Source organism: Actinoplanes xinjiangensis (assembly GCF_003148685.1).
Lineage (GTDB): Bacteria > Actinomycetota > Actinomycetes > Mycobacteriales > Micromonosporaceae > Actinoplanes > Actinoplanes xinjiangensis.
The window spans coordinates 70,494-86,563 of the sequence record NZ_QGGR01000011.1 but is presented as its reverse complement, the minus strand read 5'-3'; the positions used below and the strand labels follow the sequence as shown (position 1 = coordinate 86,563).

Annotated in this window: 22 protein-coding genes and 1 riboswitch; of the genes, 13 read left to right on the top strand and 9 right to left on the bottom strand. The window is 70.1% G+C overall.

Features of this window, described 5'->3' with window-relative positions; all coding sequences use genetic code 11:
* The first annotated feature begins 61 nt into the window (after positions 1-61).
* The 6 genes from BC793_RS24420 (at position 62) to BC793_RS49720 (ending at position 4,200) form a co-directional block, all read left to right on the top strand.
* The gene (locus BC793_RS24420; protein WP_109596090.1) at positions 62-598 is read left to right on the top strand and encodes a hypothetical protein; all 537 of its coding nucleotides are present in this window, start codon (positions 62-64) and stop codon (positions 596-598) included.
* Between the two features lie 520 nt (positions 599-1,118).
* Positions 1,119-1,472, top strand: a complete 354-nt coding sequence (locus tag BC793_RS24415; RefSeq protein ID WP_109596088.1) for a hypothetical protein — start codon at positions 1,119-1,121, stop codon at positions 1,470-1,472.
* Positions 1,473-1,547: 75 nt separating this feature from the next.
* Positions 1,548-2,138 (top strand): hypothetical protein, encoded by a 591-nt coding sequence (locus BC793_RS24410; protein WP_146246421.1) that lies wholly within the window; start codon positions 1,548-1,550, stop codon positions 2,136-2,138.
* A gap of 128 nt (positions 2,139-2,266) precedes the next feature.
* A riboswitch (ZMP/ZTP riboswitch) is annotated at positions 2,267-2,343 on the top strand.
* Between the two features lie 23 nt (positions 2,344-2,366).
* Positions 2,367-3,236 carry a metallophosphoesterase family protein gene (locus BC793_RS24405; RefSeq protein ID WP_109596084.1) on the top strand — a complete coding sequence of 290 codons (870 nt, stop codon included), beginning with the start codon at positions 2,367-2,369 and terminating at the stop codon, positions 3,234-3,236.
* The gene (locus BC793_RS52380; protein ID WP_275416260.1) at positions 3,236-3,361 is read left to right on the top strand and encodes a hypothetical protein; all 126 of its coding nucleotides are present in this window, start codon (positions 3,236-3,238) and stop codon (positions 3,359-3,361) included. The genes BC793_RS24405 and BC793_RS52380 overlap by 1 nt, the downstream gene beginning before the upstream one ends.
* Positions 3,358-4,200 carry a phosphotransferase enzyme family protein gene (locus BC793_RS49720; protein ID WP_158319344.1) on the top strand — a complete coding sequence of 281 codons (843 nt, stop codon included), beginning with the start codon at positions 3,358-3,360 and terminating at the stop codon, positions 4,198-4,200. The genes BC793_RS52380 and BC793_RS49720 overlap by 4 nt, the downstream gene beginning before the upstream one ends.
* On the opposite strand, the gene BC793_RS24395 is transcribed toward BC793_RS49720, so the two are convergent.
* On the bottom strand, positions 4,175-4,735 hold the full coding sequence (locus BC793_RS24395; RefSeq protein ID WP_109596080.1) for a suppressor of fused domain protein: 561 nt from the start codon (positions 4,733-4,735) through the stop codon (positions 4,175-4,177). The genes BC793_RS49720 and BC793_RS24395 overlap by 26 nt on opposite strands.
* A 114-nt stretch (positions 4,736-4,849) precedes the next feature.
* Between BC793_RS24395 and BC793_RS24390 the strand changes: the two genes are divergently transcribed.
* Positions 4,850-5,998: a M50 family metallopeptidase gene (locus BC793_RS24390; RefSeq protein WP_203896385.1), complete on the top strand. Its 1,149-nt coding sequence runs from the start codon at positions 4,850-4,852 to the stop codon at positions 5,996-5,998.
* Here the strand turns inward: BC793_RS24390 and yidC are convergent.
* The 3 genes from yidC to BC793_RS24375 form a co-directional block, all read right to left on the bottom strand.
* Positions 5,982-6,761, bottom strand: coding sequence for a membrane protein insertase YidC (gene yidC / locus BC793_RS24385; RefSeq protein ID WP_109596075.1), 780 nt, complete (start codon positions 6,759-6,761; stop codon positions 5,982-5,984). The two genes, BC793_RS24390 and yidC, sit on opposite strands and share 17 nt — an antisense overlap.
* Positions 6,762-6,834: 73 nt before the next feature.
* The gene (locus tag BC793_RS24380) at positions 6,835-7,116 is read right to left on the bottom strand and encodes a DUF6412 domain-containing protein (protein ID WP_239170336.1); all 282 of its coding nucleotides are present in this window, start codon (positions 7,114-7,116) and stop codon (positions 6,835-6,837) included.
* 9 nt (positions 7,117-7,125) lie between these two features.
* A complete protein-coding gene (locus BC793_RS24375; protein ID WP_109596073.1) occupies positions 7,126-7,431 on the bottom strand; it encodes a TM2 domain-containing protein in 306 nt (101 codons plus the stop codon).
* 150 nt (positions 7,432-7,581) lie between these two features.
* On the opposite strand from BC793_RS24375, the gene BC793_RS24370 reads away from it, so the two are divergent.
* Positions 7,582-8,652 carry a glycoside hydrolase family 19 protein gene (locus tag BC793_RS24370; RefSeq protein ID WP_373871255.1) on the top strand — a complete coding sequence of 357 codons (1,071 nt, stop codon included), beginning with the start codon at positions 7,582-7,584 and terminating at the stop codon, positions 8,650-8,652.
* A 46-nt stretch (positions 8,653-8,698) separates the two neighbouring features.
* On the opposite strand, the gene BC793_RS48970 is transcribed toward BC793_RS24370, so the two are convergent.
* The 4 genes from BC793_RS48970 to BC793_RS24355 form a co-directional block, all read right to left on the bottom strand.
* On the bottom strand, positions 8,699-8,917 hold the full coding sequence (locus tag BC793_RS48970; protein ID WP_146246420.1) for a hypothetical protein: 219 nt from the start codon (positions 8,915-8,917) through the stop codon (positions 8,699-8,701).
* Between the two features lie 98 nt (positions 8,918-9,015).
* Entirely contained in the window at positions 9,016-10,005 is a 990-nt protein-coding gene (locus BC793_RS24365; protein ID WP_109596069.1) for a glycerophosphodiester phosphodiesterase family protein, read from the bottom strand.
* A 22-nt stretch (positions 10,006-10,027) separates the two neighbouring features.
* A complete protein-coding gene (gene rph, locus BC793_RS24360; RefSeq protein ID WP_109596067.1) occupies positions 10,028-12,568 on the bottom strand; it encodes a rifamycin-inactivating phosphotransferase in 2,541 nt (846 codons plus the stop codon).
* A gap of 168 nt (positions 12,569-12,736) precedes the next feature.
* Positions 12,737-13,372, bottom strand: a complete 636-nt coding sequence (locus BC793_RS24355; protein ID WP_239170337.1) for a TetR family transcriptional regulator — start codon at positions 13,370-13,372, stop codon at positions 12,737-12,739.
* Positions 13,373-13,452: 80 nt separating this feature from the next.
* On the opposite strand from BC793_RS24355, the gene BC793_RS49715 reads away from it, so the two are divergent.
* The 5 genes from BC793_RS49715 to BC793_RS24335 all read left to right on the top strand — a co-directional run bounded on the left by BC793_RS49715 (position 13,453) and on the right by BC793_RS24335 (position 15,824).
* Positions 13,453-13,746, top strand: a complete 294-nt coding sequence (locus BC793_RS49715) for a hypothetical protein (RefSeq protein ID WP_158319342.1) — start codon at positions 13,453-13,455, stop codon at positions 13,744-13,746.
* Positions 13,746-14,615, top strand: a complete 870-nt coding sequence (locus tag BC793_RS24350; RefSeq protein ID WP_158319341.1) for a class I SAM-dependent methyltransferase — start codon at positions 13,746-13,748, stop codon at positions 14,613-14,615. Before BC793_RS49715 ends, BC793_RS24350 begins: the two co-directional genes overlap by 1 nt.
* Positions 14,608-14,961 (top strand): hypothetical protein, encoded by a 354-nt coding sequence (locus BC793_RS24345; protein ID WP_109596063.1) that lies wholly within the window; start codon positions 14,608-14,610, stop codon positions 14,959-14,961. Before BC793_RS24350 ends, BC793_RS24345 begins: the two co-directional genes overlap by 8 nt.
* Positions 14,962-15,063: 102 nt before the next feature.
* Positions 15,064-15,306 carry a hypothetical protein gene (locus BC793_RS24340; RefSeq protein ID WP_239170338.1) on the top strand — a complete coding sequence of 81 codons (243 nt, stop codon included), beginning with the start codon at positions 15,064-15,066 and terminating at the stop codon, positions 15,304-15,306.
* A gap of 71 nt (positions 15,307-15,377) precedes the next feature.
* Positions 15,378-15,824 carry an AAA family ATPase gene (locus tag BC793_RS24335; RefSeq protein ID WP_109596059.1) on the top strand — a complete coding sequence of 149 codons (447 nt, stop codon included), beginning with the start codon at positions 15,378-15,380 and terminating at the stop codon, positions 15,822-15,824.
* 28 nt (positions 15,825-15,852) lie between these two features.
* On the opposite strand, the gene BC793_RS52375 is transcribed toward BC793_RS24335, so the two are convergent.
* Positions 15,853-15,987, bottom strand: a complete 135-nt coding sequence (locus BC793_RS52375) for a hypothetical protein (protein ID WP_275416261.1) — start codon at positions 15,985-15,987, stop codon at positions 15,853-15,855.
* Positions 15,988-16,070: the final 83 nt, after the last annotated feature.

The window sequence follows — 16,070 nt, the reverse complement described above, 5'->3', positions numbered from 1 at the left end:
GCCGGGACTGTCATCTCCATGGCCGACCTGGCAGTCTGGCGGGGTGCCCGATCATATTTACGTGGCCCGATTCGGCTGGACACCACGAGACCTGATCCTGCTGCCCGCATGCCTCGTCTTCATCACCGTCGGGGCCATCGCGGTCGTCGACGGGCAGAAGCGGCTGGTCGGCGTTTTCGGGTGTGCGCTCGGCGCGATGTACATCTTCTTGTCGATCACGGCCTGGGTGAGCCGCCGGGTCGCCCTGGCGGTCACCGCGGAGGGGATTACTCTCGGCCACATACCGCCGTGGCCGGCCAGCACTTCCGCGCTCGTGCCGTGGTCGGACATCGAGGGCGTGGTTCTCTGGCGGCAGGGGAAGTGGTGGACCTCGGTCCGCTACATCGGCGTCGTGCGGCGCGCCGGTGCACCACCGTTGCCGGGCTCGGCGAAGAGTCCGGTCCTCCGAGGCCTGAACAAGGCGTTCGCACGGGCGGACCTGTCCGAGGAAGCGGTTTCCGACAGTCGCCAGATCTCGTTCTGGCGCCTGGACAAGGCGCGCCTCACCGCGGCGGTCAACCATTTCGGACCCGGCGTCCCGATCGTCGACCAGACCTGACGCCCCCACCCACGGTGTGGCCCACCTGCCGGGTGCGACGGCGCGCCGCGAATGGACATGGTTGCCGCGCTACCGATGAAATGCGAATTGCGGAAAGCCGTTTCTCATCGCTGCTGGCAGTTCGCTACATTATTCCGGAGGGTGAAAATTGCTACGGCGGTCAGACCACCCGCAACCGGCCGGTATCGTACGCACCAGGCCCGGGATGACATGACGACTCCCCTGCCGGAATGGTCGCGAACGGGAGCAACGAATCGGAATGGAAACATCGGCAGCAGATCGGCATGGCGGGCCTCCGGCACCTGAGCGATGGCATTGGAAGGGGCCGACCGTAGTTCTGAGTCTCCTCACTCTGGTCGTCGCCGTTCTCGCGCTGGGCCGCGATGTCTTCGACTTCGAGGTCAAACCGGATCCGGTCGCTTCCCCCGTGCCGACCCCGACGACGCCGGCTGCGCGGCCGGCCGTTACGGCTGCCTCCGCTGCGGTGCCGCTCCCGGCTCCGGAGGGAGACGTCCGATTGATGGACCTCGAACCGGTAGCAGGAGCCGCCCTGATCAGGGTCACGGCGGCTTCGGTGTTCGATCTGCCCTGCGCCACCAACACCGATCGGGACCGTGAGCGGGCGGTCCGATTCGCCGTCCCCCGCGGCTATGGGGGATTTCGCAGTCGTGTCGTCTCGTCGGGGATCAGGGATATCGCCCGGTTGGATGTTCGCGGCGACAACAAGACCCTGACTTCGGTGCCGTTCACCCCGGGGCAATCCGAGGTGGACGTGTCCACTGCCGTTGCGGGCCACGCGGTACTGGAATTGCGTATCACCTGCGCCCGCCCTGGCGGGGCGGTAACCTTTTTTAACGCCGCATTGACGAGGTGAAATCAATTCATGAAATGCATGCCGACTCCGGGGATTCCACGGAAACACGTATCCACCGCTGTGGTGAACGGGACTGTGGGCCTCCTGCTTTGTGTGGGTGCCGGGGGATGCACCTCGGATTCCACCGAGCCGCGACCGGATGGCGGTGTCGCGCCGACGTCGACGACCGCACCGGAGGCGCAGACCGGCTCGCCGACCACCATGCCTGTCGTCGGCGAGCCCCTGAACGCCGAGACCATCGACCCGGTCGGCGACTACACCCGGGCCTACCAGGACGAGCGCCTGATCGCCGAGTCACCGGGCTGCCCGGACAACGGCAACTTCACCATCGGGATCGACTTCGACAGGCCGCAGATCGGTGCCGGCACTGAGGACGCCGTCTATTCAGGATGCGGTCCGGGGACCATCCAGTCGGATCTGCGCCAGGCTGAGGTCTCCGGCCCCGCGGCCACCCCGATCGAGTGTCTGGAGAAGATCCGCACACAGCCGACACACTCCCCGATCACCGCGGTCAAGGGCTTGACGCTCTGTTTCGAGACGGATGCCCGCCAGGCGGAAAGGGAGGCCCAGACCCAGAAGATCGTCTTCATGACGGTCACCAAGGTGTCCATAGCGAACAATCGCGGCAAACTTCACTTCACGCTGACGGCCTGGAACGTACCGTGACGCGGTCCAGCTCCTCATTGAGGGTGTCATCGCTGATGCAGCGATTCTCGCGGAATCGCCGGTCCTTTTCGGCCACGTGAAGATGTCGGTGCCGGGCGGGGACCCGTCGACCGTCCGCGGGCGGTAGCCTGGTCGCACACGACTGGCGCGGGTGGGACACCACCGGGGAGTGACGTCAAGGGCATCGACCGCCTGGGTGCTCATCCATCACCGGATGAGGAGCTGCCCGTGACCGCCACCCATCGCATTCTGCATCTGTCCGACCCGCATGTGACCGGGTCCGGCATCGACGAGGACGGGGTCGACGCGGCCGGCGCGCTGGACCGGATCCTGTACGACGCGCGGTTCGTCAAGGAGATCGACGTCGTCCTGGTCACCGGGGACATCGCCGACGACGGTTCGGCCGAGGGCTGCGCCGCGGTGTTGCAGCGGGTGGGCGCGTTCGCGCGGGAGCGCGGGATCCCGCACGTCTACACGACCGGTAACCACGATGCCCGGGAGCCGTTCGCGAAGGTGTTCGGGAGTGCTCACCTCGGCCCGGACGGCGCCGACCTCGGGGAGTCCGGGCCGGACCGGGCGGCGGTCAGTGAGGTGGCCGGGCTGCGGATCGTCACGTTGGACAGTCTGGTTCCGGGAGCGGTGCACGGTGTCGTGGGCGAGGACCAACTGGACTGGCTGAGCGGGGTCCTGTCGCGGCCCGCGCCCGCCGGGACCGTGGTGGCGCTGCACCATCCGCCGATCGCGATCGGTACGTCGCCGTCGATGGCGGACGTCAACCTGCGCAACGGTGACCGGCTCGCCCAGGTACTGGCCGGCAGCGACGTCCGGGCCGTGCTGTGCGGGCACTACCACGCGCAGGTGTCGGGCTTCCTGGCCGGGATCCCGGTGTGGGTGACCCCGGGGGTGGTGACCCGGATCGACCTGACCGCGCCGTCGCACCTGGTGCGCGGGGTGCTCGGGGCGGGCGCGACGGTCGTCGACCTGGGTGGCCCGTTCTCACCGATGTTCCACGTGCTCCAGGCCCGCGATCCGCGGGCGGGCGAGCAGGTGTATCTGATCGACACCCGCTCCGACGCGGACGCGGCCGGCGAGGAGTAGTGGGCGCATGGCGATCGGGGCCGGTCAGGGCGATCGCGCTGGGCCGGATGGGCGATCACGACGACCGGCAGCGGTTCCTGGCCGGCGTCGACCTCATCCTGGCCGGGATGGGTGCGGTCCGGTGACCCCGTTCACGGTGTGGCGGCTGGAGAACCGCCGGGCGCTCACCGACCGGGTGAACGGCACGTGGGCGGCCGACCGTGACGGCCTTCCGGTGATCGTCAAGTTCTTCACCGAGCAGGACTGGCGGTACCCGCTGCGGGTGGCGGCGGCGCTGCGGGCGCAGGGCTGGCCCACTCCGGAGCCGATCGAGGAGCCGCTGGTCGTACCGGAGGGGGCCTGGGTGCTGTTCGCCCGGCTGCCGGGCGAGCCGCGGCAGGCGTCGCAGGAGGAACGGCGGGCGCGCGGGCGGCTTCTCGCCGAGCTGCACCTGGCGGCCACGGCGACCGGCATCGTCGCGCAGCGCGGTGGCTTCGCGCTGCCCGCCGCGGTGGTCGGGGATCCGGAGCTGGAGCACTGGCTGCGGGTGCACGAGACGGCGCACCCGGAGGAGGGTGGCATCCTGCGGCGCTGCCGGGATGACGCCGTGAGCTGGTTCGCCGGGCACCCGGAGCCGGACGTGCCCCGCAGTGTCATCCACGGTGACTTCGCAGTCTGGAACCTGCTGTACGACGGCGGCCGGCTGACCGGTCTGATCGACTTCGAGGCGTCCCACCACACGTTCCAGGTGGCCGACTTCGTGCTGTCCTGGCGCGGCTACCAGGACGAGGTGATCCGCGGCTACCAGGAGGTGCGCCCGCTGTCGGAGCTGGAACGCGAGATGATCGTGCCGGTCTACCGGGCGTGGATGTTCCTCGGTCTCAAGCGGGAACTGGCCGCCCACCACGACCGCGGGGCGCCGCTGGACCTGACCTGGCAGCTCACCCACATCAAGCGGGTCACGACCAGAGGTCACGCTGGGTGAGCAGGGACTCGGCGAAGGCGAGCGGGGGCATCAGCCGGCCGCGTTCGCGTTCGGCGTCGGTGATCGGGACCACGTTGAGGATGCGCACGGGGCCCTCGCCGGTACGCACGTAGTCGAGGGCCTCCGGCGTCAGCGGGCCGGACAGGAACACCGACCGGCGGCCGGGGAAGGCCGGGAACTCCTCGCCGAGGCCGATCATGTGACCCCAGTTGAGCTGGTCGCCGGTGAGGAACGGGTGGACGGCGAGGTTCGCCAGCCGTACCGCGACGGCATGCTCCTCGGCACGCTGCAACCGTCCGCGCCGGGCCAGGCGCAGCTCGGCCCGCCCTCCCCCGCCGGGTCCCGGCGCCGACGGCATCGGCTGGGCGGCCATGCCGATGGTGGCGAACGTGGTCAGATCCACCGAGCGGTAGACGAACACGTCGAGGCGGGGCAACGGGCCGTACGGGTCCTCGAACAGGAAGCCCTCGTCCTCCTCACCGTCGCGGTCGCGGTAGGTGAGGAACACGTCGCGGAGAATCGCGGGTGCAGGCATGTCGGTCTCCGCTCCAGCTCAGGTACCAGGTACAGGTGGGCGGGCGCCCTTGATCATCCCTTCGCTCCGGCGGGGCGATACTACGCGGCCGGTACGGCGTACGATCGCCGCGTGCTGGCATACGTCGTCGGGGTCACGCTGTTCGTCGTCGGGTTGTGTCTGTCCCTCGCACTGCACGAGGCGGGGCATCTGCTGTCCGCCCGCGCCTTCGGGATGCGGGTCCGGCGGTTCTTCGTGGGCCGCGGCCCGACGGTCTTCTCGTTCCGCAGAGGCGACACCGAGTACGGCCTGAAGGCCCTGCCGATCGGTGGTTTCTGTGAGATCGCGGGCATGACCACGCTGGACGACCTCACCCCGGACGAGCGGCCCCGCGCGATGTGGCGCTATCCGGCGTGGAAACGGACCGCGGTGATGGCCGCCGGCCCGGTCACGCACGTGCTGCTGGCGATGGTGATCCTCTACGGCATGGCGGTCAGCACCGGTCTGCCCAACCTGAACCCGGTCGCCGAGCCGGTCGTCGCGGCCACCACCTGCCCCGCCGCGACGTGCCCGGCCGCGGACGCCGGTGTGCTGCCGGGTGACCGGATCACGGCGGTCGGCGGCACCGCCACGCCGCTGTGGGCCGACGTGCTCACCGCCGTGCAGGCCTCCACCGGGCCGACACCGGTGACCGTCGAGCGCGGCGGCCGGACGCTGACGCTGACCGTGGACGTGGCACGGGTGACCCGGGACGGCACCGAGGCGGGGGTGATCGGGGCGACCGCGCAGGCACCGCCCGCCTATCTGACCTACGGCCCGGCGGACGCGGCCGGCGCCACGGTGGCGTTCACCGGTGACCTGTTCGGGCGTACCTTCGCTCAGCTGGCGGCCTTTCCGCAGCGCCTGCCCGCGGTGGTCGCGGCGATCGGCGGCGCCGAGCGCGGCGCGGACACCCCGATCAGCATGGTGGGGGCGAGCCGGCTCGGCGGTGAGGCCGTCGAGCGGGGCCTGTGGGCGGTGTTCCTGCTGCTGCTGGCCAGCCTGAACCTGTTCATGGCGGTGTTCAACCTGCTGCCGCTGCTGCCGCTGGACGGCGGGCACGTCATGGTCATCTGGTTCGAGCGGGCCCGTGACGCGCTGCGCCGGCTGCAGGGGCTGCCGGCGGCCGGGCCGATCGACTTCACCCGGCTCTACCCGGTGACGATGGCGCTGGTCCTGATCGGCGGTGCGGTCATGCTGCTGACCATCACCGCCGACGTGGTGAACCCTATCCGTCTGTCGTGACCACCGCGGTGGCCGGATACCTGCGGTTCAGCCAGATCTGCTGGCCGAGGGCGAACACGTTCTGGGTGGTCCAGTAGAGGATGACACCGACCGGGAAGATCAGGCCGGACACGAGCAGCGACAGCGGGATGCCGTAGAGCATGATCTTCTGCACGGTGCGCTGCTGCGGGTTCTCCGACCAGCCGGTCTTGAGGATCGACATCCGGGTGGTCAGGAACGTGGTCGTGATCATGGCGAGGATCAGCACACCGGCGACGATCTGGACGGTGCCGCCGGCCTGGAAGGTCGCGGCGATCGGCGCACCGAACAGGTGCGCGCCGGACGCGTCCAGGAACTGCGGCTCCGACCAGCCGTAGAGGGTGCGGGTGGCGACGTCGGTGATGGCCGGGTTGAGGTGGCGCAGCACGTGCAGCAGACCGATGAAGATCGGGAACTGGATGAGCATGGGCAGGAACGCGCCGAACGGGCTGACCTTCTCCTGCTGATACATCTCGGTCAGTTCGCGCTGGAGTGACTGCGGGTCGCCCTGGTGCTTGGCCCGCAGCGCCTGGAACCTCGGCTGCAGCCGTTGCAGGGCCTGCTGCGACCGGACCTGGCGCAGGAAGAGCGGGAACAGCGCGACCCGCACGGTCAGCACCAGGAAGACGATGCCGAGGACCCAGGCCCAGTCGGTGCTGAGGCTGTGCGGGTCGCCGAGCAGGGCATCCCAGGCGGAGTGCCAGAACAGCAGGACGGCGGAGATCAGGAAATAGATGACGGACACGGTGGAACCCCCAGGGGCGGCTGGCGACGGATGAACGGTCGGCAGCGGCCACCCGACACGGGTAGCTGCGAGGTCAGGCGGCCGCGGGGGCCGCTGTCGGTCCTCGGGGGCGGGTGCGCCCGGACGCGTCGGGGTCACGGTGGCGGGGCACGCCGGCTCGCTCGGAGCGGCTGCGCAGCGCTCCCCCGGCGGCCCGGCCGTCCGGGGAGGGTGCGGGGCGGGCCAGCAGGACCCGGGCGAGGACGGCGATCAGGACGACGCCGACCAGGGCGGTCGTGCCGCCGGCCAGATCAGACGTGCCCGCGGCCTCGGCCAGCATGCTGACCAGGCGCCAGAGCGCGTCCCACCATTTCACCGGCACAACCTAACACCCGCTGTCGAGGATCCCGTACCGCGCCATGATCGCCGCCCGGCGGTCGCGGTTGACGGCGTGCACCCGCCGCCCGACGAAGAAGACGTCGAGCAGCGTCCACACGCCCAGGCCACCGAGCGTGAACAGCATCGCGATCGAGCGCCCGGTGTCGCCGAGATAGAAGCGGTGGCCTCCGATCAGACCGGTCAGGCCCCAGAGGAGGTACGCGACCCGCGTCTGCTTGCGGACCGAGGCGAATTCGTGCTCGGCCCGGAGGACGCGGAGGCGCTCCCACTCCGGCAGCGGTGCGGCGGTCATCGGCGGATGATAGCCCTCGATGATTCTTGAACTTTCTTAACAGATACCTTGACGAGCGGGCTCGGTATCTAGTTGAGTCGATGTACCTCTCATCCCTCTCGCACCATGCGTCCCCCGGCGCACGGAAGGTGAACCATGCCCAGAAAACGGATGTTATCGATCCTGGCGACGATCGGCGTCGCGGTGGCCGGAGCCGCCGTGGCGATCCTGCCCATGACGGCGTCGAACGCCGCCGAGGCGTGCACCACGGCGTACAGCGGCTCGGCTGTCTACACCAGCGGGCAGCGGGCGTCCCACAGCGGGCGCAACTGGACCGCCAAGTGGTGGACCCAGGGCGAAACCCCCAGCACCGCCGGCACCGGCGTGTGGGCCGACAACGGCGCCTGCGGTGGCGGCACCACCAACCCGCCGGCCACCTGCAACCACCCCAACTGGGTGGCCGGCCAGTTCTACCCGGCCGGGTCGATCGTGCGCTACACCAACGGGCAGTACTACCGGGCCACCAACGAGAACCCGGGCTACGACCCGGTGATCAGCACCTGGTACTGGTCGCCGTACACCTGCACCGGCGGCGGCACCACGAACCCGCCCACCAACCCGGGCAGCTTCCCGGTCACCGAGGCGCAGTTCAACCAGATGTTCCCGAACCGGATCGCGTTCTACTCGTACGCCGGCCTGATCGACGCCGTGAAGAAGTACCCGGCGTTCACCACCACCGGCAGCGACACGGTGAAGAAGCAGGAGGCGGCCGCCTTCCTCGCCAACATCAACCACGAGTCCGGCGGTCTGGTCTACGTCGAGGAGATCAACCAGGCGAACTGGCCGCTCTACTGCGACCGCAGCCAGCCCTACGGGTGCCCGGCCGGGCAGAGCGCCTACCACGGCCGCGGCCCGATCCAGCTGAGCTGGAACTTCAACTACAAGGCGGCCGGTGACGCGCTCGGCATCGACCTGCTCAACAACCCGGACCGGGTCAAGAACGAGTCGTCGATCGCCTACCAGACCGCCGTCTGGTACTGGATGACCCAGCGCGGGCCGGGCACCATGACCCCGCACGACGCGATCGTCAACGGCCGCGGCTTCGGCGAGACGATCCGCAGCATCAACGGCTCGCTGGAGTGCAACGGCGGCAACCCGGCCCAGGTGCAGAGCCGCGTCGACGCGTACCACCGCTTCACCGGCATCCTGGGCGTCAGCCCGGGCGGCAACCTGTACTGCTGATCCACCGATGATGAGGGGCCGGGCGATCGCCCGGCCCCTCGTCGTTTCAGAGTCGCCCGCGCCGTTTCGCCAGCGGTACCGTCAGCAGGAGCACCGCGATGAGTGCTCCGGCGAGGCCCAGCAGCATCGGCGCGGCCGCATGCCCGTCGATCGCGTACTTCACCGCTATCGCACCGACGATGACGTCGAGGACGACCGCGGCGATCACCAGCTTCCGCATGGTCGCCTTGCTGTACGGCCCGGCACTGCGCGTTTCACCAGCCATGTGATGCTCCCCCCGTGACTCACGGGCCGTCGCACGGACGGCTCACATCGATGCCGGCGGATTACCCGCGCTCCGTGCCGCCGCAAACACCGTCGGTGCTACCGGGTCAGTGGGGCGATCACGTCGGTACGGTTGGTCCACAACCAGCCGTACCAGCCGGACGGGGCGGTCGCCAGATCCTCGGGCTGGTCGAAGCCCTCCGACCAGTCACCGTCGCCGGCCACCAGGATCACCCGGGTGTCGGCCTCGCGCATGCGGTCGACGAACAGATCGGGCCAGCCCCACAGGTACTGCCCGTAGCGCTGCGGCAGGTGCAGCTCGGTGTGCCGGCAGCTGTCCGGCACGTGGCCGGTCCATCCGGCGGCCAGGTAGTCGATCAGGCAGTCCTTCATGATCGCCTTCGAGGTGGCCCGGATCTGCGGCAGCCGGGACCGGACCGCCTCCACCGAGTTGTCGCCGCCGTACACGCTGATCGTCGCCAGCCGCGAGGCGGGCAGGGTCGCCAGGTGGTCGGCCAGCTTGGCCCCGTCGGCGGGATCGTCGTTCTTCAGGTCGATCAGCAGCTCACGGTCGGGGAACGCGGCGATCACCTCCGGGGCGGTGGGCATCAGGCCGACCGCCTTGCCGCGCAGCGGATAGGTGGCGCCGTTGTCGGCGGTGTAGCCGTACCCGAGGTCGAGGCGGCGCAACTCGGCGAGGGTGTGGTCGGCGACCCGCCCGGACCCGTCGGTCCGGCATTCGAGGATCGAGTCGTGGAACACCGCCAGCTGCCCGTCCGAGGTGACCTGCACGTCGAACTCCACCATGTCGGCGCCCGCGTCGAAGGCGGCCCGCATCGACACGATGGTGTTCTCCACATGGCCGTGGTCCGGCGGATGGATCCGGGTCGCCGTGCAGGTGTCGGCCTGCACGCCGTCCAGCGGGAACGTCTGGGCGATCCCGCGGTGCGCGAGTAGCGACGGCCGGCCCTCCCCGGTGCCCCACAGCACCGAGGAGTTACCCACCCACAGACCTGCGGTCACCAGCAGCAACACGGCTGCGGTCAACCACAGTCGACGGACCCACCGGCGGGGTTTGCGTTCAGGCATCCGGCCACTGTCGCAGAGGCCGTCAAACGATCTCGACGAAGCCGTCCGTCCCGTGTACGCGGATCCGCTGACCGTCCCTGATCAGAGTGGTGGCGTCCTCGACCCCAACCACGGCCGGCAGACCGTACTCGCGGGCGATCACCGCCCCGTGGGTCATCTGGCCGCCCACCTCGGTGACCAGGCCGGCGATCGTCACGAACGCCGGGGTCCAGCTGGGGTCGGTGTAGGCGGTGACCAGGATGTCGCCGGGTTCCAGATCGGCGTCGGCGACGCCCAGGACGACCCGGGCCCGGCCCTCCACGGTGCCGGCCGAGACGGGCAGGCCGGCCAGCGCTCCGGCCGGCAGATCACCACGCCGGTACGCCCCGTGCACCGCCTCGCCCTCCGACGTCAGCACCCGCGGCGCGGTCAGGGCCCGGTAGTGCGCGAACTCCTCCCGGCGCTGCCGGATCAGCTCCGCGTCGGCCCGCTGGCTGTGCACGACGTCCCGGAACTCCTCCAGCGTCAGGAAGAAGACGTCCTCCGGGTCCGCGATCACCCCTGCCCCGGCCAGGCGACCGGCCTCGGCGAGCAGCGCCCGCTTGTAGATGAAGTAACGGCTGACCAGGTAATACTTGGGGTATTCGCGGTAGCCGATGAAGGTGCGGAGCCGGTCGATCTGCTGTTTCGTCGCGGTGGCCTTGGCCTCGCCGTCCGGCAGTTCCCGCAGCCGCGCCAGCAGTTCCGCCTGCTTCGCCGCGGCCTCCCGCCGGCCCTGCTCGAAACGGCGCGCGGCGGCGCCCGGTTCGGCGTTGCGGATGTTGCTGAGGAGCATCGGCACGATCGCGGACGGCTGCTCGCTCCACCGCGGGCGGGTGATGTCGATCTCGCCGACGCAGCGCATGCCGTACACCTCGAGGAACCCCTGGATCGCGTCGCGCGCCGCACGGCCGCCGGGCACCTCCGGCAGGCGGTCCAGGAAACCGTCCTCCTGGAGCAGATCGACGACCTGGGGGTACGGCCGGAGCACGTCCGCCACGTCCAGCAGCGCCATCCCCATCTCCGAGGTGACGTTGTCCGGCGCCGAGCGGGTGAGGACGTCGGCCGCGTTCCTCTCCCCCAGCCACTGCTCCAGGTGCTCGTTGAGCCACCAGGTGGCCTGCATACCCGCCATGATCGCCGGCATGTTGCGGGGCTCGAACAGCATCTGCCGGATCTTCTGCACGTCGGCCAGCACGAAGTCGAGCAGTTCCGGGCCGGTCAGCGGCGCGATGTCGCGTCGCACCGTCTCGATCAGTCTCTCCCGGTGCCCGATCAGGTCCGCGACGATCGCGGGATCGTTGTCGAGCGGGTCCGGTCCGGCGTCCCGGGGAATGTGCGGCAGGTTGTCGTCGGTGCTCAGCGGGACGAAGCCGCGGTCCACGACGCTTCGCAGGGCGTCGCCCATCAGCGGGTCCGACTGGGTCAACGCCGTCAGCAGCGCCGGCCCGACCCGTGAGGTGACATCGACGAACAGCCGGCCGCCCGCGTCGTGCATCTCCCCCGGCGAGGTCAGTTTCCACACCGACAGGCCCAGCGGTGTCATCGCCTCGGTCATCATCTGCTGGTGGCCGACGGACACGTACACCCGGGGAGAATCGTCGGCGGCCCGCGGAATCGGGAACAGCGTGGTGATCGGGCGACTCTGGACGATCGCGAAACCGGCGTCGTCCAGGCACCATTCGATGTCCTGCGGCCGGCCGAAATGAGCCTCGATCCGTCTGCCGAGCGCGTTCAATCGTACGATCTCGGCGTCGGTGAGAACCGGGAGGTTCTGCTGTCCGGAGTCGATCGCCTGCCGTTCGGTGCCGCCTTGCGGTGCGGGCTGGATCTGTAGCCGCTTGGCGGCGATCGTCCGGTCGGTGACCACGCCGTCGCGGACCTGGTAGACGTCCGCGTTGACCAGGCCGGACACCAGTGCCTCGCCGAGGCCGAAGCCCGCATCGATCGAGGTCACCCGCCGGTTTCCGGTCACCGGGTCGGCGGTGAACATGATTCCCGACGCCCGCGGGAAGATCATCCGCTGCACGACGACGGCCATCCGCACGGTCCGGTGATCGACACCGTTGCGCAGCCGGTAGGCGACCGCCCGTTCGGCGAAGAGCGAGGCCCAGCACCGCCGCACGTGTACGAGAACCGCGTCCCCGGTCACGTTGAGGTAGGTGTCGTGCTGGCCGGCGAACGAGGCCGCCGCCGAGTCCTCCGCGGTCGCGCTGGACCGTACGGCATAGGCACCGTTCTCCAGCGATCCGGTGATCGCCGCCGCCACATCGTCCGGAATGGTGACCGTCTCGATCGTCTCCCGCAGTTGCGCGCTGACCTCCCGAACCGTCTCCCGGTCGTCCGGGTCGAGCCTTTCCAGGCGTTCGAGATCCTTCTCGAACGACGGCGCGATCCGCTCGAAAGCCGCGGTCGTCACGCAGAATCCCGGCGGCACCCGAAGGCCGCCGATCCGGGTGAGCTGCCCCAGATGTGCGCCTTTACCTCCGGCGATCGCGACCTGTTCCCGGTCGATCTCGTCCAGATTCACGACGTAGCGGGTCACCGCTGACCGTCCTCTCACCTTGCGGGCAGAAACGACTGCGATTCTGCGCGCTCCCCCGGGTCTTGCGGCAAGATCCCACCTCCGGTATAGCTTAGAAATGGAAGGACATGCCTACTTCCATTCCCGGCAGCGTGCCCCCGGCGCCGCCCGATCGACCGGCCCTGTCGGTCAGTCCGGCGCGCCGAGTACGGCCGCGACGCTGTCGACGAACCATCGCTCGAACCGTTCGACCGGCCACCCGCGTTCCCGGACCAGCCAGTCGTAGTTGCGGATGTCCTGGGCCAGCCACAGCACGTCGGCGGCCCGCTCCTGGCTGACCAGCACCTCCCCCGTAACGGCGAGGTCGGCGGCGAACATCGTCATCCCGGTACGCCGGTCCTCGAGGTTCTTGCGCCAGATCGCCGCCGCGTCGGCGTCCGCGGTCGCCGCACCGGCCAGCGCCAGCATCACGTCGGCCTGCCGGGCGTGGGTCTCGGCGAGGTGCCGGGCGTAGCGGGTCAGTTTGGGCCGAAGCCCGGTCAGCGCGCGGATGTCGGTGACGAACGACCGGTCCGCCATCGCGACCTGCTCGTCGTCGCCGACCAGGGTGACGTCGACCAGGTCGGAGAGCAGCCGGCGTTTGCTGCCGAACACCGCGTACACGGTCTGCACGGCGACACCGGCCTCGGCGGCCACGGCGGTGAGTGGGGTGGCGGCGTAACCCGGGTCCACGAAGAGCCGGGCCGCCGCGTCGAGGATCGTCCGCCGGGTCTGCCGGGCCTGTTCCTGGCGACGGGGTGAGACGTAACGGCGATTGACAGCCACGCGTGCAGCGTAGTCCACTATTCGATAGAGCCTCACTCTATCGACTATGGCTTCCATCGACCACGAATCAGGGGACACCAATGCCGTACGGCGTCGTTCAGGACATGCCCGGAGTCAGCGAGCACGAGTACCGGCAGGTGGAGAGACACCTCGGTCCGGATCGGCCGAAGGGGCTGCTCGCCCACGTCGCCGGCCCCTCCGACGAGGGCTGGCGCATCATCAACATCTGGGAGGACGAGGCCGCTTTCCGCGCGTTCCAGACGGAACGACTGGTCCGCGCCGCCGGACTGGCCGCCCAGGAGGACGGCTTCGACCCGGCGAAGGCCGCCGGGTTCCGGTCCGCGAGCGTCGACGGCACCGAGATGCCGTTCTGATGCCCGACACCACCACCCTGCGCGCCCGCAACATCGACTTCTGGACCCGCAGCGCGCCGGGATGGGCCGACCAGGCCGACCGGCACGACGAGATCGGCCGGCCACTGGGCGCCGTGGCACTGGACCGGCTGCAACCCCGGCCCGGCGAACGGGTGCTGGACGTCGGCTGCGGGTGCGGCGGCACGACCGCCGAGATCGCCCGGGCCGTCACGGCGTCGGGCAGCGCGGTCGGCCTCGACCTCGCCGAGGCGATGGTCGCGACCGCACGCCAGCGGTTCACCCGGCCCGGCGGCACCGGCCCCCGGTTCGTCGCCGGCGACGTCGAGACCCTCGGCGTCGTGCCCGGCGCACCGTTCGACGCCGTCTACTCCCGGATGACGTTGATGCTGCTCGCCGACCCGCTCGCCGGTCTGACCACGATCCGGCGCTCGATGCGGGCCGGCGGGCGGCTGGCCGCGACGGTGTTCCGCGACGGCCGGGTGAACCCCTGGCTGCCGGCGGCGCTCCTCGGCGCGGCGGCACATCTGGGACCGTTGCCGCCGCTACCGATCGGCGACGAGCCGGGACCGTTCGCGTTCGCCGACGCGGACCGGGTGACCCGTCTGCTCACCCGCGCCGGCTTCGCCGACATCGACCTGCGGCCGTACGACGTCACGCTGAACGCACCGGATGATCCGGCCGCGGTCACCGAGTGGCTGATCGAGGTGGGCCCCGCGGGTGCGGCCTACCGCGACGCCGATCCGGAAAGCCGGGGGCTCGCCCGGGCCGGGGCGGCACACCTGCTCGAACGGTTCCGCACGGCCGGCACCGGATACCGCCTGCCGGCCGGCCTGTGGCTGATCACCGCCCGGAGGGCACTCGATGACTGAGACCACCCGATCCCTGCTGCTGGCCGCCGTGGCCACGGTGACGCTGGCCGTCGCCGGATGCGGCGGCACCGACGAGCCCACCACCGCCGCCGCCGACGGTGGTGGTGGCTCCTACCCGGCCGAGGACGTCTGCGCCTTCCTGGAAGGGGAGATCCCGGCGCTGAAGGAGATCGGCAGCCCCGTCGGGCGGCACGCCAACCTGGCCGGCGGACTGGCCACCTTCTTCGCATCGCACGGCAAGCCGGAGAACGGCGCGGTGCTGGACGCGGCCGTCGCGGCGCAGTGCCCGGCCGTGCGCACCGAGGTACTGACCCTGATCGACGTGGACAGCTTCAGCTCGTTCTGATCCCCGCCGCGGCCGGCTAGGTATCGCCTAGGTATGTCGCGGCCGCCCTAAGTAGCCTCCCTAAGCCATTCTGAGCTGCGAAGATACGTAACCGCTGCCCATGTGGCAGGCCTCCTTACCGACGACGATCAATACATCGACGACGACAAGGAGACGGCAATGTTCGCCCACCCCGATCTGATGCTCCACCTGGCCCACGACCGCACCCGCGAGATGATCGCCGAAGCCGACCGGGACCGCCTGCTCGCCGGCGCCCGGCTGGCCCGCCGTGGACGTAAAGCACGCGGACGGCCCACCGGCGCCGTAGCCTCGCGCGAACCGACCGTGGTGGTTCCGGCCCACTGATGATCACCACGCGAAGGGAGCCGCACGGACCGGTGCGGCTCCCTTCGGCGTCGTCCGATTAGCATGCGTACGTGGCCAGAATTCTGGTGACCGGCATGTCGGGTGCCGGCAAGAGCACCGTCCTCGACGAACTGCGCCGGCGGGGTCTGCCGGCCGTCGACACCGACTACGACGGCTGGGAACTCCCCGACGGCACGTGGGACGAGCCACGCATGGACGGGTTGCTGGCCTCGCACGACGTCCTGGTCGTGTCGGGGACGGTGGAGAACCAGGGCCGCTTCTACGACCGCTTCCACCACGTCGTCCTGCTCAGTGCACCGGTGGAGGTGCTCCTGGAACGGGTCGCCGACCGGGCGAACCCCTACGGCCGGACCCCGGAGCAGCGGGCCGCGATCGTCGAGTACACCCGAACCGTCGAACCTCTCCTCCGACGCGGCGCCACCGTCGAACTCGACGGCCGGCGTGCCGTCTCCGACCTGGCCGACGCCGTGCAGAGACTCGCCGGGCCGACGCCCTGACACACCCGGCACGGCTCCGGTGACAGGGTCAGCGCCCGCCCGGCCGCCGCTGTAGCCATACGGAGTCCAGTCGGCCGGGCTTGCGGTTCGCCTCACGGCGGACCTCGGCGAAGGCGATCGCCTCGACGTCACCGGGACCGGTCCTGCGGATCCTCACCGGCATACCCCCTCCTGCCGCAAGCCCCGACCGCCGCCGGCCCGACCAGAGACGGCGTGTCCACTTCGGCGGCCATTCGATCGTCCACC

Coding starts and splice junctions, on each gene's coding strand:
- BC793_RS24370 (WP_373871255.1), top strand. CDS start 7,582: ATGTTATCGATCCTGGCGACGATCGGCGTCGCGGTGGCCGGAGCCGCC.
- BC793_RS24350 (WP_158319341.1), top strand. CDS start 13,746: ATGCCCGACACCACCACCCTGCGCGCCCGCAACATCGACTTCTGGACC.
- BC793_RS48970 (WP_146246420.1), bottom strand. CDS start 8,917: ATGGCTGGTGAAACGCGCAGTGCCGGGCCGTACAGCAAGGCGACCATG.
- BC793_RS24375 (WP_109596073.1), bottom strand. CDS start 7,431: ATGACCGCCGCACCGCTGCCGGAGTGGGAGCGCCTCCGCGTCCTCCGG.
- BC793_RS24415 (WP_109596088.1), top strand. CDS start 1,119: ATGGACCTCGAACCGGTAGCAGGAGCCGCCCTGATCAGGGTCACGGCG.
- BC793_RS24345 (WP_109596063.1), top strand. CDS start 14,608: ATGACTGAGACCACCCGATCCCTGCTGCTGGCCGCCGTGGCCACGGTG.
- BC793_RS24395 (WP_109596080.1), bottom strand. CDS start 4,735: ATGCCTGCACCCGCGATTCTCCGCGACGTGTTCCTCACCTACCGCGAC.
- BC793_RS49715 (WP_158319342.1), top strand. CDS start 13,453: ATGCCGTACGGCGTCGTTCAGGACATGCCCGGAGTCAGCGAGCACGAG.
- BC793_RS52375 (WP_275416261.1), bottom strand. CDS start 15,987: ATGCCGGTGAGGATCCGCAGGACCGGTCCCGGTGACGTCGAGGCGATC.
- BC793_RS24365 (WP_109596069.1), bottom strand. CDS start 10,005: ATGCCTGAACGCAAACCCCGCCGGTGGGTCCGTCGACTGTGGTTGACC.